Source organism: Bradyrhizobium sp. CW1, assembly GCF_023100665.1.
GTDB lineage: Bacteria > Pseudomonadota > Alphaproteobacteria > Rhizobiales > Xanthobacteraceae > Bradyrhizobium > Bradyrhizobium canariense_D.
In genome coordinates this window covers 2,821,155-2,846,855 of sequence record NZ_CP064684.1, presented here as the reverse complement: position 1 = coordinate 2,846,855, position 25,701 = coordinate 2,821,155, and the positions used below count along the sequence as shown (strand labels likewise).

Here is a 25,701-nt window from a genome sequence, read left to right as displayed (position 1 = left end):
CGACATGAAAAAAGCGGCTGCTTTCGCAACCGCTTTTTCCCGATTCCCAGTAGCCCGGATGGAGCGAAGCGCAATCCGGGCTACGAATCTTTTTCTTCCGTCAACCGTTCTTCACACGAAACGTCTCGTGGCAGCCGCCGCATTCCTTGCCGACCGCGGGGAAATTCGCCTTGAGCGAGTCGAGATCCTTGATCTTGCCCTTGGCCTCGCCGACGACCTTGGCGAAGCTCGCGACCTTCGCATCGAACCCGGCCTTGTCCTCCCAGATCTTCGGCGAGGCGCTGTAGTCGCCCTCGGGCTTCATGCCCTTTGCGCTCGCCGGAAACAGGTGCGGCAGCTTCTTGGCGGTGTCCTCGAACTGCGCCAGCGCGCTGTCCACAGTGGCCTGATCATAGGGCTTCTCGCCCTTGACCATGGCCGCCACTGCGCCGGCGTTCTTGCCGTTGCCCTTCATGAGAGTCTGCACTTCCTTGACGGCGTCCTGTTGTGCCCAAACCGCGCCCATACCGAGCAGGAGCGCACCCCCAACCACCAACACTCGCTTCATTCGCAAAATCCCTTTCCTTGATGCAGGATCGTGCTGACCCCTCAATGGGCCAACACCGCTCGGCAGATTTCATTCCCGTGGAAGATTGTCACAGGCTGTGACGGCGATGGTGCTCGTTGATGGCGATCCACACCCGTTCCGGGGTCGCCGGCATGTCGATGTGGTCGATCTTGTATTCGCGCCAGAGCCCGTCGACGATGGCGTTGACGACCGCCGGGCAGGACCCGATCGCACCGGCCTCGCCCGCGCCCTTCACCCCCAGCGGATTGGTCTTGCAGGGAACGTTGGCGGTCTCGAACACGAAGGCCGGCCCGTCCGCGGCGCGCGGCAGCGCGTAGTCCATGAAGGTCGCGGTGACGAGCTGGCCATCGCCCGCGCCATAGACCACCTGCTCCATCAACGCCTGGCCGATGCCCTGCATGGCGCCGCCATGGACCTGGCCGGCCAGCAGCAGCGGATTGAGCGTCATGCCGAAATCGTCGACGATCACGTAGTTGACGATTTTGATGATGCCGGTGGCCGGATCGATCTCGACCTCGGCGACATGGGTGCCGTTGGGATAGGTGCCGTCGGCGCTGGCGAAGGTCGCGCTCGCGTTCAGCTTCGAGGGATCCGCGCCGGGCCGCTTGGCGAGATCAGTGAACGAGATCGAGCGGTCGGTGCCGGCGATGCGCACGATGCCGTCGGTGATCTCGAGGTCGCCGGCGCTGGCTTCCAGCGCCTGGGCCGCGATTTCCTTCAGCTTCTGCCCGAGCTCGCGGGTCGCGCGCTCGACGCTGACACCGCCCGACGGGATCGAAGCCGAGCCGCCGGTGCCGAGGCCCGTGGCGATCATGTCGGTGTCGCCCTGGTGGACGTGCACGCGCTCGGGCGCCACGCCGAACTGCTCGGCAACGATCTGCGCATAGGCGGTCTGGTGGCCCTGCCCGCTCGACTGGGTGCCGATCAGGACCGTGATATCGCCATTGGGGTCCATCCGCACATTGGCGGTCTCCTCGCCCATGGTGCCGCAGACCTCGACATAGCTCGCAAGTCCGATGCCGCGGATCAGGCCGTTCTTCTTGGCCGCCTTGGCGCGCTTGCCAAACTCCTTCCAATCGGCGATCTCCATCGCGCGCTTCAGATGCGCGGCGAAGTCGCCGGAATCGTAGACTTTGCCGGTCGCGGTCTTGTAGGGCAGCGCCTTCGGCTGGATGAAATTCTTGCGGCGGATGGCATCCACCGTCATGTCGAGTTTTCGCGCGCAGGCGTCCACGAGACGTTCGATGACGTAAGCAGCCTCGGGCCGCCCGGCGCCGCGATAGGCATCGACCGGCACGCTGTTGGTGAAGATGGTACGCACCCGGCAGTGGAACGCCTGGATGTCGTAGAGGCCCGGCAGCATGCCGGCGCCGCCATGCGGGATATAGGGCCCGAAGGTCGACAAATAGGCACCCATGTCGCCCATCAGGTCGCAATCCATCGCCAGGAACTTGCCGTCCTCGGCCAGCGCCATCTTCGCGGTGGTGACGTTGTCGCGGCCCTGCGCGTCGCCCATGAAATGCTCGGTACGGTCGGCGGCCCATTTCACCGCCTTCTTCAGCTTTCGCGCGGCGACTGCCAACAGGGCGTATTCCCGATAGGGAAACAGCTTGGTGCCGAAGCCGCCGCCGACGTCGGGGCAGATCACCCGCATCTTGTCGGTCGGAATGTTGAGCACGTTCTGGCAGAGGATATCGCGCAGGCGATGGCTGCCCTGGCTGCCGACCGTCAGCGTCAGATGGTCGCGCTTGGCGTCGTATTCGCACACCGCCGCGCGCGTCTCCATGAAGTTCGCGACCACGCGCGGATTGACGATCGAGATCTCGGCCACCGCATGCGCTTTGGCAAACGCCGCTTCGGTCGCTTTCTTGTCACCGATCGAGACGTCGAACAGCACGTTGCCGGGCTTGTCCGGCCAGACCTGCGGCGCGCCCTTCTTCACGGCATTGACGACACCGGTCACCGCCGGCAGCGGGCTCCATTTGACCTCGATCGCCTCGATCGCGTCGCGGGCCTGGTCGATGGTCTCGGCGACCACGAAGGCGATGGAATCGCCGACATGGCGCACTTCGTCCTTGGCGAGGATCGGGTAAGGCGGCCCGGTGAAGGGATCGGTCTCGAGATTGAACAGGCAGGGCAGATTGCCGAGATCCCCAACGTCATCGGCGGTCAGGATCAGCGCGACGCCGGGAAGGGTGCGGGCGCGGCTCGCATCGATGGTGTATTTGGCATGCGCATGCGGCGAGCGCAGCATCAGGGCGTGAAGCACGGCCTGCGGCGCATAATCGTCGGTATAGCGGCCCTTGCCGCGGATGAGCGCGTCATCCTCCTTGCGCAACACGCTTTGGCCAACGCCAAACTTGATGGGAGCCGCCATTTTTCTCGTCCCGTTTCTCATGGTTGTTTTGCCGGCATATTGCCGTGGAAAAACTGGCAAGGCAAACGGGTTTAGCCATGCGAAAACCGTCCACCGCCCTCACCTGTCAGAGCAGGATGGAACGGGAGCGCCGCAACTCGGTCATTTCGCCGTGAGGAACGGTCCGCTTGATGGCATGATAGTTGCCGAACCCGCCCGCAGTCCACGCCTGAGAACAAGCAGCCGTGCTGACGGCTGCTTGCTCGCAAAGCGCATCTCCGCTTCGGATGGCTCATCAGTTACATCCCCCCGCGGCTCCATAGATCTCTGGCGTGATCCCTCAGCCTATCGATAGCCCGTTCCGGCGAGATGTAGTCGATCTCGCCGCGCGTCAGGCCGATATCCATCAGCTCCCGGTCACTCAGGTCCCGCAAGGCGATTTGTGGGCCCTGCCGCCAGCGCCAGTCCTGGAGCGCACGCCAGTATCGCGCGAGCAAGCCTGGGATGCTCCACGTCGAGGCAAGCTCGAGGGGGAGCCTCTCCGTCTCGGATGTCATGATCGTCTGTTGGGGTGGCATGGGACGCTCCTGCTGTTGTGCCGGCAGGGAAGCGTGGCCAAACAAAAGGCCCCGTCCGATGCCGGCGGGGCCTGGTGAAAAGATGTCGTCGTCGAATTTCTAGCGCGCGACTCCTTCCACGGCCCGGCCGAAGCGGGTCATGTGGTTGCGGTTGAGTTTGCGCACTGATTTGATCATGCGTTGCGATTATCATAGCAATCGCGCAAAATCAAGAGATGTGTGGAGGTCGGTTGCACCCTGGAAGCGAGCCCCTTATTCTGGCGCTTTCTTGCCCCTACACACGCCTCAGGACTTCGTCTGCTTCGCTTCCACGTATCGTGCGAAGTTGTCGAGGATTGCCTGCCAACCGCCTTGCTGCTGCTCGACCGAGTGCGTCGATTCGCCATCGAAGACCACGCGAACCAGAATGCCCTTCGGGCCGGGCACAAACTCGACTTCGGCATTTCGCTCGCCGAACGCGTATTCGATACGCTTGTGCTCGACGATTTTCGTGTAGGTACCGGCGAAGTCAAAGCCCATGCTGCCGTCCTTGGCCTCCATGCGCGATGAGAAGACACCGCCTTCTCGCAGGTCGACGGTCGCCTTGGTCGTATGCCAGTCGTCGGACGCGGCGTTCCACTTCATGATGTCGGCAGGCGTCGTATAAGCGCGCCAGACCTGATCGATAGGGGCTGCTACGTTGGTTTCGACGGTGATCCTCATAAACAGTGCTCCTGGTTCGAATTTTGCCGGCTCGAGGTGACGGCATCACGTCACGTGTGCAGGGTCCATCCGCCGCACTTCCGAGATGTGTCCATCCAAGGACGATCCAGACTGGCCCGTGCCGACAAGCTCGAGCCGTCAATGCGTTGAAAATATGAAAAAGTTAACCCCGCACCAGTGAGACCAGCCAGCGGCGCCCGAACAGCGCAAGGATGGCGAGCGCATAGACGATCGTACCTCCGACGGCCAGCAGAAGCAGCGTCAATTCGTCCCGGAAGTGCATCGAGCCCAACGAAGGACTGCTGAAGCGCGCGATGAGCCAGAAGGCGGCGGCCAGGATGAGCCCGGTCAGCAGGAATTTGGCGAGCGACAACAGCCAGGCGCGGTCCGGCACGAGAAAGCCTCGCCGCACCGCGAAGAACAGCACCAGTAGCAGGTTGGTCCAGACGCCGACGGCAGTGGCCAGCGCAAGCCCGATCTGGGCCAGCGATCCCATCAAGGCAATTTTCAAGGCGACGTTGACCGCGATGCCCGTCAGCGACGCCCGCACCGGCGTCGCCGTGTCCTTGCGCGCGTAGAAGGTCGCGACCGCGCTGCGGATCAGTACGAAGGGGATCAGGCCGATGGCATAGGCCGCGAGCGTGGCGCCGGCAGCGGCGGCATCGGCTTTCGAGAACGCACCACGGGCGAACAGCGCGCGCATGATCGCGTCGGGCACGGTGAGGAAGGCGGCGACGAACGGCACCGAGAACAGCAGCGTGAAATCGAACGCGCGGCGCTGCGCCTTCATCGCACCGTCTTGGTCGTTGGCCGTGATCCGCCGCGACATCTCCGGCAGCAGCACCGTGCCGATGGCAATGCCGATCACGCCGATCGGGAGCTGGTTGAGACGGTCGGCGTAATACAGCGCCGACAGCGCGCCCGCCGGCAGGAAAGTCGCGATGATGGTGTCGGCAAACAGCGCGAGCTGCGTGCCCATCGAGCCCAGCGTCGCCGGCCCGAGTGCTTTAAAGAATGCGCGGACGTCTTCGTCGAGCTTGAGCGGCGCAAAGCGCGGCAGGCCGCCATGGCGGGCGAGATCGCCGGCGAGCAGGAAATACTGCAAAAAACCCGAGATCAGGACACCCCATGCGGCAGCGTGGCCCGCGCCGGGAAACCATGCGGCGAGCGCCAGCGTCATCATCATCGAGATGTTGAGGAAGATCGACGCGGCTGCGGCGCTCGCGAAGCGCTGCATCACGTTGAGCATGCCGCCGTAGAGCGTCACCAGCGTGATCAGCAGCAGATAGGGAAAGGTGATCCGGGTCAGCTCGATCGCGAGCTTGCGCTGCTCGGCGTCCTCGGAAAAGCCGGGCGCCAAAATGCTCATGGCCTGCGGCATGAACACCCAGGCGACGATCAGCAGCACCACCTGCGAGGCCAGCAGCAGCGTGAAGATGCGGTCGGCGAACAATCTTGCCGCCCCCTCCCCGCGCTCACCGTGCACGTGCGCATAGGCCGGCACCCAGGCGGCGTTGAAGGCGCCCTCGGCGAAGATCGCACGGAAATGGTTGGGCAGCCGCAGCGCCACGAAAAAGGCGTCGGCCACGGGGCCGGCGCCGAGAATCGCGGCAAGCATGATGTCGCGGGCAAACCCCGTCAGCCGCGAGAGCAGCGTGTAGCCACCAACCGTGAAGATACGTCCGAGCATCGTTCCCTTCTAAAGGAAGAGCTCGCGCAGCAAAACGGGGAAATCAGGCTGAAAGCGCGCCGCGCACGGCCGCGATCATTCGCTCCTGATCGGCTTCGGTCAAATAGGCATGCATCGGCAGGCTGATGACGTCCTGCGACAGGCTCTCGCAGCCCGGCAGGCCGCCCTCGGCGACCGGGTACTGCTTGTAGGCCGTCTGCTGATGCATCGACTTGCCGTAGTAGATCGCCGTCGGCACGCCCTGGGCCTTCAGCGCGGCGGCAAAGCCGTCGCGGTCGGTACCCTCAGGGAGGCGGATCGTGTACTGCGCCCAGACCGACGTATTGCCGCGCGCCACGCGCGGCACCGTGACCACATTGCTGAGACCGCGTGCGTAGCGCTCCGCGACCTTGTTGCGGGCGGCGATCTCGTCGTCGAAGATCTTCAGCTTCTCGATCAGGATCGCGGCCTGCATGGTGTCGAGCCGGCCGGTCAGGCCGAGGCGGACGTTGTCGTATTTGTCGACGCCCTGCCCGTGCACGCGGATGCTGCGCAGCGTCGCCGCGAGCTCGTCGTCATCGGTGAAGATCGCGCCGCCGTCACCGAAGCAGCCGAGCGGCTTCGCGGGAAAGAAGCTGGTCGCAGTGGCGAGCCCAAAGGTGCCGAGCTTGCGGCCCTTGTAGCTCGCGCCAAAACCCTGCGCAGCGTCATCGAGCACGAACAGGCCTTCGGCCTTGGCGATCTCCGCGATGGCGTCGTGATCGGCCGGCTGGCCGAACAAATCGACCGGAATCACCGCGACCGGCTTGAGGCCGGCCTTGCGGGCGGTCGCGATGCCGCGCTTGAACGATTCCGGGCTCATGTTGAAGGTGGTCTCGTCGACGTCGACATAAACCGGCGTCGCGCCGGTCCGGGCCACGGGCGAAGCCGTCGCGATGAAGGTGAAGGACGGACACAGCACGGCGTCGCCCGGCCCGACATTCTTCGCCATCATCACCATCAGGATCGCATCGGTGCCGCTGGCGCAGCCGATGACGTGCTTGGCGCCGCAATAGGCCGCAAGCTGCTTCTCGAGCTCGGCGACTTCAGGGCCGTTGACGAACTGACAATGATCGAGAACGCGCTTCACGGCGGCATCGAGCGAGTCGCCGAGCCGGCGGCGCTGCGAGGCGACGTCGATGAAGGGAATGGGTTCGGAACGCAGATGCTGGTTCATGGCGCCTTGCGGGTTTTGATCGGTCAACATGGAATGGGATCAGCCGGCGACGCGGCGCGGGCCCTTGAGGGCGGACGACTTGGCGGCGGGCCGCGACGGCGTTTCCAGGCACTGCGTCGCGATCTCGAGGCTGGCGACGCCTTCGTCGCCGGTGACCGCCGGCGTCTCGCCGTTGCGCACGGCCTTGAGGAACGCGATCAGTTCGGCGCGGAGCGGCTCGTCATGGCCGACAGGCAGATGCCGCATCGAATAGCTGCCGTCAGGCTTGAAGCCGAAACATTCGGTGACCTGGCGCGTCAGGAGATCGCCCATCACGTATTTGCCGCGGGTCGCGACCGTGACGCTGCGCGCCTTGAACGGCGTCAGCCAGTTGGTGTTGATGTGCGCGAGCACGCCGTTGGCGGTGCGGAACTGCAAGAGCGCGATGTCCTCGCGCTCGGCGACCGCGCTCGACAATTGCGGCTGCACCTCGACGATGTCGGACTCGGTGAACCAGCGGATGAGATCGATGTCGTGCACGGCAAGATCGATGACGACGCCGACATTGGACATGCGCGGCGGGAATGGGCCGACGCGCGTGATCGCGATCGACAGAATATCCTCGCCCGCGATCGCCTGCTTGACGGCGGCAACGGCTGGATTGAAGCGCTCGACATGGCCGACCATCAGCGTCACGCCGGCCTTTTGCGCAGCCGTGACGATCTCGCGGCCTTCCGCGACCGTGGACGCAATCGGCTTCTCGACCATCACGTGGATGTTCTTGGCGATGCAGGCGAGCGAGATCTCGTGATGCAGATGAGTCGGCGCCGCAATGGTGACGGCATCGACGCCTTCGGCCAAGAGCTGGTCGAGCGTCTCGAAGCTCGCGCAATTGGCAAGCTCCATCGCCCGCGTGCGATGTGCCGGCGAAGGATCGACGACGCCGACGAGGCTGACACCGGGAAGACCCGCGAGCACGCGCGCGTGGTTGCTGCCCATCACGCCGGCGCCAATGACGCCGACGCGCAAGCCGGCCTTTGCCGGTGCAGATCCTGTGGAACTCATGTGAGCAAACCCCGATTCAACGCAAATCCCCGGGGGGCTTCTAGCACGGACGCCACATTTGTGGCGAGTGCGGAGCTAGCGGTCCGGACACGATTTGATTCAAAAAGTTACACGTTTCCCGGGCCTTAAGCCTCTGGAAGAGACCACTCTTTTGGCCCGGGTCGCGTGATTCGGAGTGTGGTGGTTACGACCTTTGATAGTCGTCTTCAATCCGGATGATGTCGTCTTCCCCGAGATAGCTTCCCGTCTGGACCTCGATCAGCTCCAGCATGATTTTACCGGGATTCTCCATCCGGTGCACCGCGCCCATCGGGATGTAGATGGACTCGTTCTCGTGCACGCTTTTGACGGTGTCGTTGACGGTGACGCGGGCGGTGCCGCGGACCACGATCCAGTGCTCGGCGCGATGATGGTGCTTCTGCAGCGACAGACGTCCGCCCGGCTTCACCACGATGCGCTTGACCTGGTGGCGCTCGCCATTGTCGACCGACTGGTAACTGCCCCAGGGCCGATGCACCTTGAGGTGCTCCTCGGTGACCTTCGGCGCGACCGCCTTGAGTTTCGTGACCAGCCGCTTGAGCCCGTTGGCATCCTTCTGACGCGAGACCAGCACTGCGTCCGCGGTCGCCACCACGATGAGATCGTCGACACCTTCGAGCGCGACCAGCGCAGAGTCGGTGGTGACGTTACAGTTGCGGGAATCCTCGAACACCGCACTGCCATGCGAAGCATTGCCTTGCGCGTCCTTGTCCGACAATTCCCACACCGCGTGCCAGGAGCCGACGTCGGACCAGCCGCAGGACACCGGCACGACCGCGGCGCGCGCGGTCTTCTCCATCACCGCATAGTCGATCGAGATCGCCTTGGCCGCGCCGAACGCCTCGGGCTCCAGCGTCACGAAGCCGAGATCGCGGCCGGCATTGGTCACGGCATTGGAGATGGTCTCCACGCTCGCCGCATCGACCTTGCGGTATTCGTCCAGCAGGACGCTGGCCGGAAACATGAAGTTGCCGCTGTTCCAGAGATAGCCGGAATTGACGTAGTCGGCTGCCTTCACCGCATCCGGCTTCTCGACAAAGCGCGCGACCGCGTGCACCTCGCCTGAGATGACCTCGCCCGGGCTGATATAACCGTATTCGGTCGCCGGCCGCTCCGGCTTGACGCCAAACGTGACGATGCGCCCGGCGTTCGCGGCGGTGAGGCCTTGGCGGCACGCCGCGACGAAGGCCGCATTGTCCTGCACCACATGGTCGGCGGCGAGCGCGAGCACGATCGCCTCACTGGCGCGGTTCTGTGCGAACACCGCGCCAGCTGCGATCGCAGGCCCGGAATCGCGCCGCATCGGCTCGAGGATCACGTCGGCCTCAATGCCGATTTCGGCGAGCTGCTCCAGCACCATGAAGCGGTAGGAGGCATTGGTGATGACGATCGGGCGATCGAACAGCGAGGCCTCCGAGACGCGCAACAGCGTATCCTGGAAGGTCGAGCGCGTGCCGAACAGCGGCAGGAACTGCTTGGGCCGCACCTCGCGCGAAGCCGGCCACAGCCGCGTTCCGGCACCGCCGCACATGATCAGGGGGATAATGCGTTTGTCCATCGTCATTTCAAACCTTGAGGTCGTTCCGATACCAGGTGACAAAATTACGAATTCCGTGCGCGATCGGCGTTGACGGTGCAAAGCCGGTATCGCGCATCAGATCCTCGACATCCGCGGACGTTTCCAAAAGGTCTCTCGGCGGCAATTCTTTGATCGCCGTCCGACCCAGCTCCGGCTCCAGAACTCCGACGACCTGCATCAGCTCTTCCGGGTGGTGGTCGCCGACATTGTAGACCTTAGACGGCGCATTTGCGGCAGCCGGACGATCTGCGGTGATCCCTCATCCTGTTCCCCAGGACCGCTTCGCCCGATCCGTCGCTCGATCTTTCGCCCGCGGCGCCTCTTTAGCCTCCGCATCGACGGGGCCGCAATAGCCGGCCGCCCTGCATGCGGGCTCCTGATCACCGCTATTGCAAGATCGGCGCCAAAACCATACCAAAGCGGCCGAATTCGGCGCCTTGCGTCGGGTTGCTTCAAAACCCTTGTTCATGCGGGCGAAATGCGCCGAATCCTGCTGTCGACGGCCAAGATCCTGATTTCCGGAGCGCTGCTATACCTGGCGCTGCGCAAGGTCGATCTGTCCGAACTGTTTTCGCGCTTCACCGTGACCAGCCTGTTCTGGATCGGCTTGGCGATCGCCGTTACGTTCCTGCAAATCTTCGTCGGCGTGTTGCGTTGGCGCGAGATCAGCGCCGCATGCGGCGCCCCGCTCGAGCTCGGCCGGGCCATGCGTTACAACGTAATCGGATCGTTCTTCAACCAGACCTTGCCCTCGGCGATCGGCGGCGATGCGGTCCGGCTGTGGCTCGTCGCGCGCGCCGGCGCCGGCTGGCGCGCTGCGACCTACTCGATCTTCGTCGACCGCGCGATCGGTTTGATCGCGCTCGCGATCATGATCGTCGCGAGCCTGCCCTGGAGCTACGGCCTCATCGCTGATCCGCACGGGCGCTCGGCGCTGCTGCTCGTCGACCTCGCGGCGCTCGCGGGTGGCCTCGGCTTTCTGGTCTTCGGCGCGCTGAAATGGCACTGGCTGAAAACCTGGTGGGCCACGCATCACATCCACGCCTGTGCCGTGATCGCCAACCGCGTGATCTTCAGCCGCTCGCGCGGACCGGCCGTCGTGATCCTGTCGCTCGCCGTGCATGTGCTGGCCGTCGTGGTCGCCTGGTGCGTCGTGCAGTCGATCGCCGCGCCGGTCGGATTCAGCGACGTCTTTATGCTGGTGCCGCCGGTGATGCTGATCACGATGATGCCGATCTCGATCGCCGGCTGGGGCGTGCGGGAAGCCACCATGGGCCTCGCGTTCGGCTTCGCGGGCCTGGCCGCAAACGAGGGCGTCAACGTCTCGCTGCTGTTCGGCGCCGTGTACTTCATCGTCGGCGCGATCGGCGGTCTGGTCTGGATCCTCAGCGCCGAGAAAGCCGCGCAGGGATCGGCGCCGCTCGGGGTGCCGCAGTGAGCGCGGCCATCGATGCGCTCGGCGCCGTCCCCTCGCTGCTTGCCGTTGCGATTGCCGCGCTGGTGTCGGGCGTCATCACCTGGACCAGCCGCCCCCTGCTCCAGCGTTACGCATTGGCGCGGCCCAACGCGCGGTCCTCTCATCGCATCCCGACCCCGCAGGGTGCGGGCATCGCCGTGATATCAGCGACGCTGCTGGTCGCATCAGCCTGGGCAGTCTGGGCGAACGTCGCGATTCCGCCGGCGCTGATCGCTGCGACCGTCTTGATCGCCGTGGTCGGATTTGCCGACGACATCAAGTCGCTGCCGGTGCTGGTACGGCTCGTGCTGCAGGCCGCAGCCGTCGGCGCCGTCGTGTTCACCACGCCCGAGACCGCGCGCATAGTGCCGGCGCTGCCGCTCGGGCTGGAGCGCGGACTGATCCTGCTGGCGGGCGTGTGGTTCGTGAACCTCGTCAACTTCATGGACGGGCTCGACCTGATGACGGTGGCGGAAGTGGTGCCGGTCACCGCGGCGCTGCTGCTGCTGGGACTGCTCGGCGATCTGTCGTGGCCGGCCGCGCTGATCGCCGCGGCGCTGTGCGGCGCCATGCTCGGCTTTGCGCCGTTCAACAAGCCGATCGCAAAAGTCTTCCTGGGCGATGTCGGCAGCCTGCCGATCGGCCTTTTGCTCGGCTGGTGCCTGCTCGAGCTCGCCTGGCGCGGGCAGCCCGCCGCGGCGCTGTTGCTGCCGGCCTATTACCTCGTGGATTCCACCATCACGCTGTTCTGGCGCATCACCAGGCGCGAGCAATTCTGGTCGGCGCATCGCTCGCATTTCTACCAGCGCGCCACCGACCACGGCTTCACGGTCTCCCGCGTGATCGGCGAGGTGTTCGCGCTCAATCTCGTGCTCGCGGGGCTTGCCATCGCCACCGCTCGCGCCGGCTCGCTGACGATCACGCTGACCGCGCTGCTGGCGGGCGCAATCGCGACCGGCATCGTGCTGCGGCGGTTCTCCCGCCGTCAGGCGTCCTGAGCCACCAGCGCCAGCCGCAGCCCCTCGTCGAGAGACACCTGGGGCTGCCACCCGGTCGCAATCGCCTTGGCGAGGTTGAGCTCGAGCGAGCCGATCAGGCTGTCATGCGTATCCTGCCGGCCCATCACTCTCAGCAGCGTCCCGAGCAGGTCCGGCGGCATGCCGAACAGCCGCGAGTTCTTGCCGGCAGCCTTGGCCAGACGCGCGATGAACTCGGGCGTCGAGACCTGCTCGATATCGGCCACCAGGAAGATCTCGAAATTGCTCGCGGGATCTGGATGAGAAAGCCGGCGCAGGATGAACGACGACAGGTTCTGCACGGCAAGGAAGGCGCGGTGATTGCGGATCGTGGCAAAGGGCAGCGGCAGCCCGAGGCTCACGGCACGCGTCAGCAGCGCGAAATTGCCCTTGGCGCCCGCACCATAGACCAGCGGCGGCCTGATCACCGAGATCTTCATGGCGCTGTCGCGCGCCAGCGTCTTCAAGCCCGCTTCGGCCGCGGCCTTGGACATGCCGTAGAGACCGCGCGGCGTCAGGACATCGTCCTCGCTGAACGGCGCGCGGCCGTCATTGGTGCGACCGTGCACGAGAACGGTGCTGATGAAGATGAACTGGCGCACCCCGGCCGTCGCCGCGCTGCGCGCCAGGTGCAGCGTGCCGGCAATGTTGACGTTGCGATAGAGCTGGACCGCATGCTCCTCGTGCTTGTGATGCACCCGGGCGGCGAGATGAACCACGGCATCGACGCCTTCAAGCGCCGCCTGCCAGTCGGTTTCAGGCCCGATCGTTTCGATCACGACCTCGTCGTCCATGCCTTCCGATCTGCGCACCGCGCGGCGGACCGACCACCCCTCGTGCGCCAGTGCGGGCACGACATGACGGCCGACGAAACCGCTCGCACCCGTCACCAGCACGACTGGCTTGCGCTTGTTCATCGTTGCTCCGCCAGTTCGGGGTTGCGCAACAATTCGTCGACCAGGGCAGCGTAGGCGTTCATCGCGGTGACGCGATCGAATTTCGCCGCCGCCTTTACCGCGCGATCCGCAATGGCGACACCGTCGGAGCGAGACGCCGCGCGGATCGCCTCGGCCAGTTGATCGGCACGGCCCGGCGTCACCACCCAGCCCAGCCCGTTCTCCACCACCGTCAACGCGGCCTCGGCCTCCGGCTCCGAGACCAGCACCACGGGACGGCCGACCGCCAGCAGATTGTAGAACCGGCTCGGCACCGATACCCCCGCAACGTCCTTCCGGTACGGAATGATCCAGAGATTGGCCGCCGCCAGCAATGCCTCGAGCTCGGCATCCTCGACCCGCCCGACGAAGGAGACATTGGGCAAGTTCGCGTCGGCCTGCAACTGCTTCAACCGCTCGAAGCCGATGCCCCAGCCGGAGAGCAGGAAGTGGATATCAGGCTCGGCCCTCAAAAGACGCGCCGCCTCGAACACGATCTCCGGATCATGGGTGAAGCCGAGATTGCCCGACAGGCCGACAACGAAATCCGCCGAGAGCGCTTTGCGGAACGGATTATCCGCCGTCACCGGCCGGGGTGCGGCCACAAGCGTCCCCCAGTTCGGGATGAAGCGGATCTTGTTCCGCGTCATGCCGGAATAGCTCAGCAGCGGCCGTTCCGCATCGCGGCCGATGGTGATGACGGCATTGAGCGCGCGGAACATCAGGCTGTTGGCGGCGCGCATCGTCATGGTCACGATCGAACCGGGCTTCAGCAGGCCCGCCATCACCAGTACGTCCGGGAAGAGGTCGTGCATGATCAGCGCCGAGCGCGCGCCCTTCAGCCTCGCCGCCGCCGCGACCGCGTAAGGCAGCATGAACGGTGCGGTGACGGTAAGCACGACGTCACCTCGCCTCAGCTCCCGTGTCAGCGCCAGAAACGTACGCACCGCGAACAGCAGCTCGGAGGCGCCGCGCCGCACCAGCGCCGCCTTGCCCGCCATCCGGTTCTTGACGGCGATTATCCGCGGCTTGCCCGGGCCGGCCTGCGAGGCCGGCAACGCGCCTGATGAGCCCGACAACACCACGACCTCGTGATCCCCGGCGATGCGGCAGGCGATCTCGGCCATGATCGCCGCCGTCGTGCTCGGATCAGGCGGGTAATGCTGGCTCGCCACGACGATCTTGCCTCGAGGCTGCATGATCAGGCCGCGGTCGACCCGAATTCCGGAACCGCGTCCTTCAGGATGGTCCTGATGGTCGCCCGATCGTCGCGCGCGATCGCCTGCTCCAGCGCCGCAATCCATTTGCGCAGCGTCTGCATCGGCGGCTCGTTCGGCTGCGCGGCCATGATGCCGGCGACGCCGATCTCGCGGGTCGGCTCCTCGGAGGCGAACAGGATTTCGTGCAGGCGTTCGCCGGGCCGCATGCCCGTGAACACGATGTCGATGTCGTAGCCGGGTTGCAAGCCCGAGAGACGGATCATGCGCTCGGCGAGATCGACGATCTTCACCGGCTGACCCATGTTGAGCACGTAGACCGACACATCCGAACGCTGCGTTCCGAGCGCATGCGTTGCCGCCGTGATGACGAGATCGCAGGCTTCGCGGATGGTCATGAAGTAGCGGACCATGTCGGGATGCGTGACCGTCACGGGACCGCCGGCATCGATCTGGGCCTTGAACTTCGGCACCACCGAGCCGTTCGACGCCAGCACGTTTCCGAACCGGACCGAGATCAGCCGCATCGACCGCCTGGCGCCGCCGTGACCCGCCGCAAGATCATGGTCGAGCGCCTGGCAATACATCTCGGCGAAGCGCTTGGTCAGGCCGAGCATCGACACCGGTTCGATCGCCTTGTCGGTCGAGATCATCACCATGGCTTCGGCGCCGGCGCTATGCGCGGCATCGGCAACGTTGATCGAGCCGAAGATGTTGGTCTTGACGCCCTCGCTCCAGTCGCGCTCGAGGATCGGCACGTGCTTGAGCGCGGCGGCATGGAACACGATGTCCGGCTTGAACTCGGCCATCAGGCGCATGATGCGCTCACGGTCGCGGATGTCGGCGATGCGCCCTTCGATCGAAGCAGCGGAGCCGAGCGCCGCGAGCGTTTCGGTGATCGCGTAGAGCGCCGGCTCGGAATTTTCCACGATCAAAAGGCGCGCGGCGCCGAACGCGACGACACGCTCGCAGATCTCCGAACCGATCGAGCCGCCCCCGCCGGTGACGATCACCGCCTTGCCCTCGATCAGGGCCTCGAGCCGCGCATAGTCGATCTTTTCGCTCGGCCGCAGCAGCAGATCCTCGACGGCGACGGCCGTGAGCCGTGGCGTATCGCCGCTCTCGAGCGAGGGCATGCGGCTCACGATCACGCCGAGCTTGCGCGCCCGCATCAGAATCGACTCGGGATGTGCCTCCGGCTCGAATGCCGTGGGCGTCATCACGACGCGCGCGATCCCCTTGCCGCGCTTGGTGAAGTCGGCGACGACATCCTCGATGTCGTCTACGCCGCCCAGAACCGGGACGTTGCGGATGGACTGGCCGCGATCGGAACTCGACGGCGAGAGCACGCCGACCGGCCAGATGTGCTTGATCGCCCCGCTCTCGATTCCGCGCAACAGCACCTCGGCATCCGCGGCGCGGCCGATCAGCAGCGTCGGCGCGGCATCTCCGGTGCGGGCGTGACGGCGCACCCGCGTATAGCGGAAATAGCGGTAGGCCATGCGCAACGCGCTGAGGAAGGAGATCTCGAGGAACCAGTAGAGGACGATGGTCACCTTGCCGAGGAAGAAGGCGCCGCGGACATTGGGGGCGACAAAGATGTAGTCGAGCACCAGGAGTGCAACCGTGAGCACGGTCGCGACGCGCATGATGTTCAGCGCGTCGGGCAGCGAGATGAAGCGCCATTTCGTCGTGGTCAGGTTGAAGACGAAGCACACGACCAAGCTGAAGGCGAGGAAATAGGGCAGGATCTGGATTAGCAGCGGGAGGCGATCGAAGAAGCCGTCGCCGCCCTCGAAGCGCAGATAGAAGGCGGCGAACAGCGCCGCCGTCGTCGCCAGCAGGTCGTGGAGCGCGATCATGAAATTGCGCAAGGTGAGATGCGAAAGACGCGTCATCCGCTGACCGAAAATCCAGTTTAATGCAACCTGATCGCGCTGATAACCCATCTCGGCCGGACATGCCAGTCAAGGCTTGCCGGTCAAGGTTTGCCGGTGAAAGTTTGGCGATCCGGGCGGCCGTTCAGGAACCGGCTACTGTCGCCTTCGCCTCGGCCTGCTGGGCCTGGATCACCATGCCGCCGGCAACGCCGACGCCGATGACGTACATCCAGCCCTCGTGGAAGTCGAACAGATGGGAGTTGAACAACGAGGTGAAGGCGTTCTGGACCACGACCAGGAGGCCGACCCAGTTTGCGAGCCCGTCGCCGCGAAACAACAGCAGATGCAGGATCCAGATGGCGTAGAGAACGGCGACGCCGATGATGCCCCATTGCACGGCCACGTTCAGCGTCTGGTTATGCGGGTTGCCGATCACCTCGGCGGACGCCAGGTTCTGATCGCCGGGCGTCGCGGCCCGCTCGAACAATCCACGCGTCGAGCCGGTGCCGTGCCCCTTGATCGGCGCCTCCGAGAAGAAGCCGAGGGATTTCCGCCAGAATTCGAGCCGCAATCCGGCCGAGGTCGGCGCGCCTTTTTCCACATAACGTGTGTAGTCGCTGGCGAAAGTGTCGTAGGTCTTGCGCAATTGCGGCGAGGCCTGCCAGGCGAGAACCGCGCCCACGAGCAGGGCCGCGGAGATGATCGCGATGTTGCGCCATCTCAGATGAAGCAACGCAAACACACCGAACAGGATGGGGATCGTGACGAGCGCGGTGCGCGATACCACCACGAACACCATGTTGGCGAAGAAGGCGAGCGCAAGCGCCGTGAGCAGCCCGGCGATCCAGTAGCGCTTCTGGCGCAGCAACCGCACGATCGGATAGGCGAGCGCGACCGCGCAGAGCGTGAACTCCTGGCTCTGGTCGATGTAGTTCTTGACGAAGATGCCGCGCTCGACGCGGTCGGATTTGAGCGCGAGGTCTGGGTAGAAGGCGACGAGCCAGGACATCACCGACAACAGCGCGCAGGACACCAGGAAGGCGACGAACACCCAATGTCCGCGCGGCGAGCGCGCAAAATGATAGAGCAGGACCGGCAGCACCAGCAGCTTGACGGTCGGATTGACCGCGTAGAAGCGCGCGCCCCAGGCCGCGTCCGACCACAGCGTGCCGACCAGCGCGAGCAGGACCAGCGCAATCGGCGCCGCACAGATCGGACGCTTGAGCGATTGCAGGAACTCACGGACGTCGAGGAACGGCACCATGCAGAGCAGCATCAAGGCATTGAAGATGCCAGCAAGCGACGTCGACCATGGCAGCGAAGCCGCGGTCAGGATCGCGAACAGATCGACCGTCTCGGACCAAGCCGCCGGACTGCGCAGACGCCGCCACAGCACCTGGCCGGTCGTCTCCCCGGCGAGCGTCGTCACTTGCCCTCTCCCCGCGCGCGATGAACCAGCGCCGTCGTGCTGAAGCCCTGGAGAATGTCGACCAGGACCACCGTCCCGCCCGCGGCCTCGACGACCTCATGGCCGACCACTTGCTCGCGGGTGTAATCGCCCCCTTTGATCAGCGCGCTCGGCTTGATGCGGGTGATCAGGTCGATCGGCGTATCCTCATCGAAAATAACGACGAGATCGACCGCTTCGAGCGCCGCCAACACTTCCGCACGCGCTCGCTCGCCCTGAACGGGGCGGTCGGCGCCCTTCAGCCGCCGCACCGAGGCGTCGCTGTTGAGGCCCACGATCAGGCGGTCGCAAGCGGAGCGCGCCGCTGTCAGCACCTTGACGTGGCCGGGATGCAGGATGTCGAAGCAGCCATTGGTGAAGCCGACGCGCTGGCCTTGCTTCTTCCATTCCGCGAGCTGCGCGTCGAGCGCACCGGGCTCGAGCACGATCTTCTCTTCGGCCGCGAGATAGGCATGCGGCAATATCTTTCGCTTCAGCTCGGCCACACTCACGCTGGCGGTGCCCTGCTTGCCGACGGCGACCGCGGCCGCGGCACTGGCCATGCGAAGCGCCGTGTCCCAGTCCGCGCCCGTGGCGAGCGAGACCGCGAGCGCCGCGGCAACGGTGTCGCCGGCACCGGAGACGTCACGCACCTTGACGGGAAACGCCGGAACGTGAACGGCCTCGCCATTGCGCGGCACCAGCGTCATGCCGTGCTCGCCTTGGGTGACCAGGATCGCCTCGCAATCGGCGAGCCGCATCACGTCCTCGCTGGCATCGACGATGCTCTGCGGCGTGTCGGCGCGGCTTCGGGTCGCTCCCGAAAGTTCTTTGCGATTGGGCGTGAGCAGCGTGGCGCCGCGATAGATCGCCCAGTTCAGGCTTTTGGGATCGACGATCACGGGCTTGCCGAGTTTTCGCGCGGCGTCGATGGTGTGGCGGATGACGCGGGCGGTGAGCACGCCCTTGGCGTAGTCGGACAGCAGCACGACGTCGGCGCGCGCGATCTGCGGCAGGATCGCTTCGATCAGCTTGGTCTCGATCGTATCGGAAGCGGGCTGTGACTGCTCCCAATCCGCACGCAGCATGTGCGTGGAAAAATGCTCGGAGACGAAACGGACCTTTCGCGTGGTCGGACGCGAGGGATCGCACACCAGCACGCTTTCGATCGCACCCTGCCCCGCAAGCGCCGAGGCGAGCTGCCTGCCCGCCTCGTCCTCGCCGACGAGGCCGACGAAGATGCAGCGCGCGCCGAGCGCGGCGACGTTGCGCGCGACATTGCCGGCGCCGCCGATATGGATCGCGCTGCGCTGTGCCGCGATGACAGGCGCCGGCGCTTCCGGCGAGATCCGCGACACCTCGCCATAGACGAACTCGTCCAGCATGATGTCGCCGATGCACAGCACCGTGCGGCCTGAGATGGCTTGTGCGAGGGCATCGAAATCGAGAATGGGCGTCGGCATGGTGATGGGCCTCAGCGGAAGCGGTCGGGCCGGTCGAGATAATCCCCGACATAGGCCTTCACCGCGTCCTCGAGCGTCGTGAAACCGCCATTATAGCCGGCGCGGTGGAGGCGATCGACCTTGCTCTGGGTGAAATACTGGTAGCTGCCGCGGATCTGCTCGGGCATGTCGATGTATTCGATGTTGGGGCTGGCGCCGAGCGCGGCATAAGCCGCCAGCATCAAATCCTTGAAGCTGCGCGCTTTGCCGGTGCCGACATTGAAAATGCCGAACACCGAGGGCGTCGCCAGCAGCCACATGATCACGCGCACGACGTCGTCGACATAGATGAAATCGCGGCGCTGATCGCCATCGGCAATGCCCTCGCGATGCGACTTGAACAATTGCACGACGCGGCCGGCTTTAACGTCGTCGAAGCGGCGCGCCAGCACGCTCATCATCGAGCCCTTGTGGTATTCGTTGGGGCCGAACACGTTGAAGAATTTCAGCCCGGCCCATTGCGGCGGCAGCTTCTCGCCGTTCGCTGCGCGCTCGGCGACGGCGAGATCGAACAGGTGCTTGCTCCAGCCGTAGAGATTCATCGGCCGCAGTTTCTTCAGCGCAGGCACGGAGCTGTCGTCGTCAAATCCTGCCTCGCCGTCGCCATAGGTCGCCGCCGAGGAGGCGTAGATCAACGGCACGGCATTCGCCGTGCACCAGTCCAGGAGGCGCATCGACAGGCGGAAATTGGTCTCGAACACCAGGTCGCCGTCGGTCGCAGTGGTCGCGGAAATCGCCCCGAGATGGATCACCGCATCGAGCTTGCGGCCCTTCAGCCAGTCCGGCAGCTCAGCCGGCGGCACGATATCCAAAAGCTGCCGCTTGGCGAGGTTGCGCCATTTGCCCTCGTTGCCAAGGAAATCACAGACGACGACGTCGCCCCGGCCGGACTCGTTCAGCGCGGCGACGACATTCGATCCGATAAAACCGGCCCCGCCGGTCACCAGCAACATTCCAACTTCCCTGCCAGATTTTGCCTGCCCGAAGTTTTGCGGCCCGGTTCTGCCCTAGCGCATGATCCGCCAAAGTGTAAGCGGTTTTGGGATTGCCGCTCGGCCGGCTTTACCTGCCGGCCCGGAGCGGCTAACCGAACCGCCACATCAGCGCACCCGGCCTCATTAACGAATGAACCAAGATTCGCAATTTAGTGGCGAGGTAGATCGGGGCGACACGCGCCCGATCCTGATCGTCCCCTACATGTGGATCGGCGATTTCGTCCGGAATCACACCGTCGTGCGGGTTCTGAACGAGCGCTGGCCGAACCGGCCGGTCGATCTGCTCACGACCTCTCTATGCGCGCCCTTGGTCGATTACATGCCGGGCGTGCGCGAAGCGATCGTCTGGGACCTGCCGCGCGGCCGGCTCGCCGTGGGCCGCCAGCTCGGCCTGGCGAAGCTCCTGCGCGAGCGGAACTACGGCACCGCCCTGGTGCTACCCCGGACCTGGAAGGCCGCCATTGCGCCCGCTTTGGCCGGGATTCCGGAAAGGGTCGGCTTCGTCGGCGAGTTCCGGTTCGGCCTGCTCAATCGCTGGCGCTGGGGCGAAAAGAAGCTGCCCCGCTTCATCGACAAGAACGCCGCCCTCGCCCAGCCCGATGGCGCCCCGCTGCCGCCGGAATGGCCGGTGCCGCAGTTGCGGGTCCCGGCCGAGGACATCGTCCGCTGGCGGCAGGCCAATGGCCTCGGCGCCGGCGCTGCCGTAGCGCTCGCCCCCGGCTCGGTCGGGGTGTCAAAACGCTGGACCTATTATCCCGAGGCCGCCCGCTTGCTCGCCGAGCGCGGCCTCGAGGTCTGGGTTGTCGGCGGCCCCGGGGAAAAGGGCCTCGCCCAGGAGATCGTCGCGGCCGGCGGCGCCGGGGTGCGGGACCTTACCGGCAATGATCTGCGCAACGGCGTGCTGGCCATGGCTGCGGCCGGCGTCGCGATCTCCAACGATTCCGGCTTGATGCACATCGCAGCCGCCCTGGGCACGCCGACGATGGGCATCTTCGGGCCCACCAGCCCCTACCTCTGGGCCCCCCTCAACGGCCTCGCCGCGACCGTGGTCCAGAACAAGAGCGTGCTCTCCTGCCAACCTTGCCAGAGCACGATCTGCAAGATGAACGACCACCGCTGCATGCGAGATATCGCGGCAAGCGAGGTGGTGGAGATTGCGCAGCGGGTGCTGGGTGAGGCGGGGGCAAGGGCTTCGACGTGAAGGCCGTCGAGGCTACGCCGATGATGACATCATACCGGTGTTTTGCCCGACGAGTCAAATCGGCTTCGTAAAATCCGCAGCTTCGGGATGGCGACCAAACCATTGATTTCGTTGGCCCCGGCTACTGTGCATGGGGTTGTTTTACGATTTTTTTGCTGCCCTGAAGGCGGTGCTCAAAGCAGCGGCCGATAGACGCCCCCGATCCGCGCCGCCTCAGCATCGAGGCTGAACCGTTCGAGCACCCGTGCCCGCCCGCGCTCGCCCATCGCGATCGCGGCAGCCACATCGCGCATCAGCGGCTCCAGCGCTGCAGACAGCGCATCCGCATCACCGGTCGGGATCAGCACGCCGGTCACGCCATCCTCGACCACGAGCTCGGCCGCGCCGGCGCGCGCGGCGACCAGCGCGTTGCCGGCCGCCATTGCCTCGATCAACGTCAGGCCAAAACCTTCGTTGCGCGAGGTGAAGGCGTAGATGGTCAGCCGCTGATACCAGCGCTGCACGTCTGCGATCGGCAGCTCGCCAGTGATGACGATGCGCGATTGCAGGCCGGCGGCCTCGATCCGCTTCTTCAGGTCGTTTGCAAAAACGGTTTGCTCCGGTGTGACCTGACCGACGATGATTGCGGTGAAATCCGGATAGCGCGGCAGCAGGCGGCACATCGCATCGACGAACACATCGGTGCCCTTCTGCGCGCGCACGCGGCCGAAGCAGCCGATCGCGTAGCGGCCCGGCAGTGCGGTTTGCGCGAAGGCGGCAGTGCGGTCGAGCGGCGGTGCATAGACATCAGTGTCGACGCCGTGCGGAATCACGGTCGGCTTCACTTTCAGGAACGAGGCCGAAAGATCTGATGTCGCGATAATCGCGTCCATGCGCCGGATCAGCCAGCGCGTGATCCAGCTATGGTGCCGCTGTGCCGCCGAGGTGAAGACCAGCTTCAGTGGCCAACCGAGCGCGCGCAACAGCACGCCCGCGATCATCTCGTTGTTGCGGCGCGCGTGCCAGATCACCGGCGCCTTGCGGCGCCACAATCTCAGGAGATCGGCACCGCCCAGGCGCGCGATCCCCTCCGGCGCGTCGGAGCCGAACCACGCGGCGCGAAACAGCTTTGCCAGCCGCGGCGCCACCATCCGGTTGGTCGCGGTGACCCCGGAATAGCGCCTGTGCAGATTTGGCACGATCACTTCGAGATCGCCTGGGGAATTCGCCACGCCACGCTCCGTTTCGAAAGTCCCTATACGCAACATTAAGCATAGTGACCAGTTCAGCCGCGCCGATACCCACTCTTCACCACGTAAACGTTAGCTTGGAGCGTTGATCGAAGACGGGTGAGATCATGACTGTGCTTGTCACCGGCGGTGCCGGCTACATCGGAAGCCACACGGTTCTGGCGCTGGCGGAAGCCGGCGAGGACGTCGTCGTGATCGACGATCTCTCCACCGGTTTCTCGGCCTATCTGCCCGAAGGCGTGCCGCTGTTCATTGGCGATGCCGGCGACGAGAACCTGCTCGAAGGCGTGACCGCCCAGCACAACATCGAGAGCATCATCCATTTCGCGGGCTCGGTGGTCGTGCCGGATTCGATGCGCGATCCGCTCGGCTACTACCGCAACAATTTCACGACCGCGCGCAACCTGCTCAATGTCGCGGTCAAGCGCGGCATCGACCGCTTCATCTTCTCCTCGACCGCGGCGGTCTACGGCGATCCGGACCAGGTACCGGTGCCCGAGCACGCGCCGACACGGCCATTGTCGCCCTACGGTTCGTCGAAGCTGATGACCGAGATCATGCTGCACGACGTCGCCGCCGCCTACGGCATGCAATACGTGACCTTGCGCTATTTCAACGTTGCGGGTGCCGATCCGCAGGCCCGCATCGGCCTTGCCACCGTCGGCGCCACGCACCTGCTCAAGATCGCGGTGGAAGCCGCGACCGGCCAGCGCGCCAAGATCGACGTGTTCGGCACCGACTATCCGACCCAGGACGGCAGCTGCATCCGCGACTTCATCCATGTCACGGACCTGTCGCAGGCGCATCGCTCGGCGCTCGCTTATTTGCGCAACGGCGGCGCCTCGACGACGCTCAATTGCGGCTATGGCCGCGGCTATTCGGTGCTGGAAACCATCGACGCGGTGCGCCGTGTTTCGGGCCGCAGCTTCGCCGTGCAATACGCCCCGCGCCGGCCCGGCGACATCATGACCATGGTCGCCGACACCAGCCGCATCCGCGGCCTGCTCGACTGGAAGCCGCAATACGACGACCTCGAGACCATCGCAGCCCATGCGCTGGCCTGGGAGGACAAGCTGTTCCGCGAGCGTCACGGCGAGCTCCGCCACGCCGCCTCGGCCTAGATTCCATTCCAGCGCAAGCCCTTAATTGGGCTTGAAAAGCGCTGGCTTAGCGGGCACAGAGGCCGTTCGATCCCTGACGCGCGGGCAGGCTTATTCCTGTGCCGTCAATGGACTGCGGATGGCTCAGTTTCCAAAGAAAATCACCGACGATCCCTATGCGGCAGCGGTGCTGATTCGCCGCCTGGTCACGGAACAGGGGATCCTCTACTGGCGGCGCTACCTCGTCGCCTTCGCGCTGATGGCGCTTGCCGCCGGATCGACCGCGGGCGCGACCTACGTGCTCGGCCAGGTCATCAACCAGGCCTATGTCGACAAGAACATCCCCGGCATCGCGATGTTCTCGGGCATCACCGTGATCCTGCTCTTCATCAAGGGCGTGGCGACCTACGGCCACATGGTGATCCTGACCAAGATCTCCAACGCCATCCTCGCCACCAACCAGCGCCAGCTGTTCGCCAAGCTGATGCGCGAGAGCGTCGGATTCTTCTCCGAGCGGCATTCGTCGGAATTCCTGGCGCGGCTGACCGCTGGCGCAAAGTCCATCACCGATGTCCTCAACATGCTGGTCAATGCGGTCGGGCGCGACCTCATGATGCTGCTCGCCATGATCGGCGTAATGGTATGGCAGGATCCGGTGATGTCGTTCATCGGCCTCGTCGCCGTGCCGCCGGCCATGCTGGTGCTGCGCAAGCTGGTCAAGCGCATCAAGGGGCTCGCCTACAACCAGTTCACCGGCACCGCCGACATCCTGGAGACGATGCAGGAATCGCTGCAGGGCATCCGCACCGTAAAAGCGTTCACGCTCGAAGACACCATGCAGAATCGCATCGACGAGAACATCGCGATTGTCGAGCGCAACGCCAACAAGATGGCCCGCGTCGCCAACCGCTCCAATCCGCTGATGGAGATGCTCGGCGGCTTCGCGGTCGCAGGCTGCCTGCTTTATGGCGGCTATAGCGTGGTCGCCCTCAACGCCACGCCCGGCGCGTTCTTTTCCTTCATGACCGCCTTCCTGATGGCGACCGAGCCGGCCAAGCGGCTGGCGCGGCTCAACATCGACCTCAACAGCCAGCTCGTCGGCGCCCGCATGCTGCTCGAAGTCGTAGACAGTCCCGCGAGCGAGCATTCCGACGACGACAAGCCGGCGCTGAAACTGTCGACTGCACGCATCGAGCTGCGCGACGTCAGCTTCTCCTATCGCAACGGTGAGACCGTCCTCAACCGCATGAGCTTTGTTGCCGAGCCCGGCAAGGTTACCGCATTGGTCGGCCCCTCCGGCGGCGGCAAATCGACCGTGCTGGGGTTGCTGCTGCGCTTCTACGAGGTGACGCAAGGCGACATCGTGATCGACGGCCAGTCGATCGGCGCCGTCTCGCGAAAATCGCTGCGGGCTCAGACCGCCTATGTCGGCCAGGACGTCTACCTGTTCCGCGACACCATCCGCAGCAACATCGCCTTCGGCCGCGCGGGCGCGACCGAAGAACAAATCATCGATGCTGCGAAAGCAGCCTGCGCGCATGATTTCATCATGGGCTTCCCCCTCGGCTACGACACTCCCGTCGGCGAGCACGGCACGCAACTGTCCGGCGGCCAGCGCCAGCGCATCGCGGTTGCGCGCGCGCTGATCAAGAACGCACCGATCATCCTGCTTGACGAAGCCACCGCCGCGCTCGATTCCGAGTCCGAGCGGCAGGTGCAGGAGGCGATCGAGCATCTTTGCCAGAACCGCACCACCATCGTGATCGCGCATCGCCTGCACACCATCATGCACGCCGATGCGATCCTGGTGGTCGAGGGCGGCGAGATCGTCGAGCAGGGCCGGCATGACGAACTGCTCCGCCGCGGCGGCCGCTACGCCTCGTTCTTCCGCCTGCAACATCACGACGCCGGCGCTCTGGCGCCGATCAGCGCAACCGCATAGAGTTCCTTTCACCTCACGAGCAGCGAGATC

The 25,701-nt window shown here is 65.0% G+C and carries 21 protein-coding genes; 5 read left to right on the top strand and 16 right to left on the bottom strand.

Going from position 1 to position 25,701, the window contains the following annotated elements:
* Positions 1-100: 100 nt before the first annotated feature.
* From IVB54_RS13755 to IVB54_RS13715, 9 genes are all read right to left on the bottom strand, one after another.
* Positions 101-547: a cytochrome c gene (locus IVB54_RS13755; RefSeq protein ID WP_247297131.1), complete on the bottom strand. Its 447-nt coding sequence runs from the start codon at positions 545-547 to the stop codon at positions 101-103.
* An 88-nt stretch (positions 548-635) separates the two neighbouring features.
* Positions 636-2,945, bottom strand: a complete 2,310-nt coding sequence (locus IVB54_RS13750; RefSeq protein ID WP_204511774.1) for a xanthine dehydrogenase family protein molybdopterin-binding subunit — start codon at positions 2,943-2,945, stop codon at positions 636-638.
* A 278-nt stretch (positions 2,946-3,223) separates the two neighbouring features.
* The gene (locus tag IVB54_RS13745) at positions 3,224-3,502 is read right to left on the bottom strand and encodes a DUF1127 domain-containing protein (RefSeq protein ID WP_247455123.1); all 279 of its coding nucleotides are present in this window, start codon (positions 3,500-3,502) and stop codon (positions 3,224-3,226) included.
* A 285-nt stretch (positions 3,503-3,787) separates the two neighbouring features.
* The gene (locus IVB54_RS13740) at positions 3,788-4,204 is read right to left on the bottom strand and encodes an SRPBCC family protein (protein ID WP_085348818.1); all 417 of its coding nucleotides are present in this window, start codon (positions 4,202-4,204) and stop codon (positions 3,788-3,790) included.
* 163 nt (positions 4,205-4,367) lie between these two features.
* Positions 4,368-5,894, bottom strand: a complete 1,527-nt coding sequence (murJ, locus tag IVB54_RS13735; protein ID WP_018457510.1) for a murein biosynthesis integral membrane protein MurJ — start codon at positions 5,892-5,894, stop codon at positions 4,368-4,370.
* 43 nt (positions 5,895-5,937) lie between these two features.
* Positions 5,938-7,089 (bottom strand): DegT/DnrJ/EryC1/StrS family aminotransferase, encoded by a 1,152-nt coding sequence (locus IVB54_RS13730; RefSeq protein ID WP_247455238.1) that lies wholly within the window; start codon positions 7,087-7,089, stop codon positions 5,938-5,940.
* Between the two features lie 39 nt (positions 7,090-7,128).
* Complete coding sequence (locus IVB54_RS13725; protein WP_247455124.1) at positions 7,129-8,133, bottom strand: Gfo/Idh/MocA family oxidoreductase; 1,005 nt, start codon at positions 8,131-8,133, stop codon at positions 7,129-7,131.
* A 184-nt stretch (positions 8,134-8,317) separates the two neighbouring features.
* The gene (locus tag IVB54_RS13720; protein WP_247297120.1) at positions 8,318-9,730 is read right to left on the bottom strand and encodes a mannose-1-phosphate guanylyltransferase/mannose-6-phosphate isomerase; all 1,413 of its coding nucleotides are present in this window, start codon (positions 9,728-9,730) and stop codon (positions 8,318-8,320) included.
* A 7-nt stretch (positions 9,731-9,737) separates the two neighbouring features.
* Entirely contained in the window at positions 9,738-9,929 is a 192-nt protein-coding gene (locus IVB54_RS13715) for a hypothetical protein (RefSeq protein ID WP_247297119.1), read from the bottom strand.
* Between the two features lie 300 nt (positions 9,930-10,229).
* Between IVB54_RS13715 and IVB54_RS13710 the strand changes: the two genes are divergently transcribed.
* Both IVB54_RS13710 and IVB54_RS13705 read left to right on the top strand, forming a co-directional pair.
* Positions 10,230-11,189: a lysylphosphatidylglycerol synthase transmembrane domain-containing protein gene (locus IVB54_RS13710; RefSeq protein ID WP_247297118.1), complete on the top strand. Its 960-nt coding sequence runs from the start codon at positions 10,230-10,232 to the stop codon at positions 11,187-11,189.
* Entirely contained in the window at positions 11,186-12,205 is a 1,020-nt protein-coding gene (locus tag IVB54_RS13705; protein WP_247297117.1) for a glycosyltransferase family 4 protein, read from the top strand. Before IVB54_RS13710 ends, IVB54_RS13705 begins: the two co-directional genes overlap by 4 nt.
* Here the strand turns inward: IVB54_RS13705 and IVB54_RS13700 are convergent.
* The 6 genes from IVB54_RS13700 to rfaD form a co-directional block, all read right to left on the bottom strand.
* A complete protein-coding gene (locus IVB54_RS13700; protein WP_247297116.1) occupies positions 12,193-13,140 on the bottom strand; it encodes an NAD-dependent epimerase/dehydratase family protein in 948 nt (315 codons plus the stop codon). The two genes, IVB54_RS13705 and IVB54_RS13700, sit on opposite strands and share 13 nt — an antisense overlap.
* The gene (locus IVB54_RS13695; RefSeq protein WP_247455127.1) at positions 13,137-14,357 is read right to left on the bottom strand and encodes a glycosyltransferase family 4 protein; all 1,221 of its coding nucleotides are present in this window, start codon (positions 14,355-14,357) and stop codon (positions 13,137-13,139) included. The genes IVB54_RS13700 and IVB54_RS13695 overlap by 4 nt, the downstream gene beginning before the upstream one ends.
* Before the next feature lie 2 nt (positions 14,358-14,359).
* Positions 14,360-16,273, bottom strand: a complete 1,914-nt coding sequence (locus tag IVB54_RS13690) for a nucleoside-diphosphate sugar epimerase/dehydratase (RefSeq protein WP_247455129.1) — start codon at positions 16,271-16,273, stop codon at positions 14,360-14,362.
* Between the two features lie 124 nt (positions 16,274-16,397).
* Complete coding sequence (locus IVB54_RS13685; protein WP_247455130.1) at positions 16,398-17,684, bottom strand: O-antigen ligase family protein; 1,287 nt, start codon at positions 17,682-17,684, stop codon at positions 16,398-16,400.
* The gene (gene rfaE1 / locus IVB54_RS13680) at positions 17,681-19,165 is read right to left on the bottom strand and encodes a D-glycero-beta-D-manno-heptose-7-phosphate kinase (protein ID WP_247777289.1); all 1,485 of its coding nucleotides are present in this window, start codon (positions 19,163-19,165) and stop codon (positions 17,681-17,683) included. The genes IVB54_RS13685 and rfaE1 overlap by 4 nt, the downstream gene beginning before the upstream one ends.
* 11 nt (positions 19,166-19,176) lie before the next feature.
* Positions 19,177-20,157, bottom strand: a complete 981-nt coding sequence (gene rfaD / locus IVB54_RS13675) for an ADP-glyceromanno-heptose 6-epimerase (RefSeq protein WP_247455134.1) — start codon at positions 20,155-20,157, stop codon at positions 19,177-19,179.
* A gap of 172 nt (positions 20,158-20,329) precedes the next feature.
* Between rfaD and waaF the strand changes: the two genes are divergently transcribed.
* A complete protein-coding gene (gene waaF, locus IVB54_RS13670) occupies positions 20,330-21,400 on the top strand; it encodes a lipopolysaccharide heptosyltransferase II (protein WP_247455136.1) in 1,071 nt (356 codons plus the stop codon).
* Positions 21,401-21,573: 173 nt separating this feature from the next.
* Here waaF and IVB54_RS13665 read toward each other — a convergent pair whose 3' ends face one another.
* Positions 21,574-22,611, bottom strand: coding sequence for a glycosyltransferase family 4 protein (locus tag IVB54_RS13665; RefSeq protein WP_247455138.1), 1,038 nt, complete (start codon positions 22,609-22,611; stop codon positions 21,574-21,576).
* 125 nt (positions 22,612-22,736) lie between these two features.
* Here IVB54_RS13665 and galE point away from each other — a divergent pair, with 125 nt between their 5' ends.
* Both galE and IVB54_RS13655 read left to right on the top strand, forming a co-directional pair.
* Entirely contained in the window at positions 22,737-23,750 is a 1,014-nt protein-coding gene (gene galE / locus IVB54_RS13660) for a UDP-glucose 4-epimerase GalE (protein ID WP_247455139.1), read from the top strand.
* A 118-nt stretch (positions 23,751-23,868) separates the two neighbouring features.
* Entirely contained in the window at positions 23,869-25,671 is a 1,803-nt protein-coding gene (locus IVB54_RS13655) for an ABC transporter ATP-binding protein (protein ID WP_247455142.1), read from the top strand.
* The last annotated feature ends 30 nt before the right edge of the window (positions 25,672-25,701 follow it).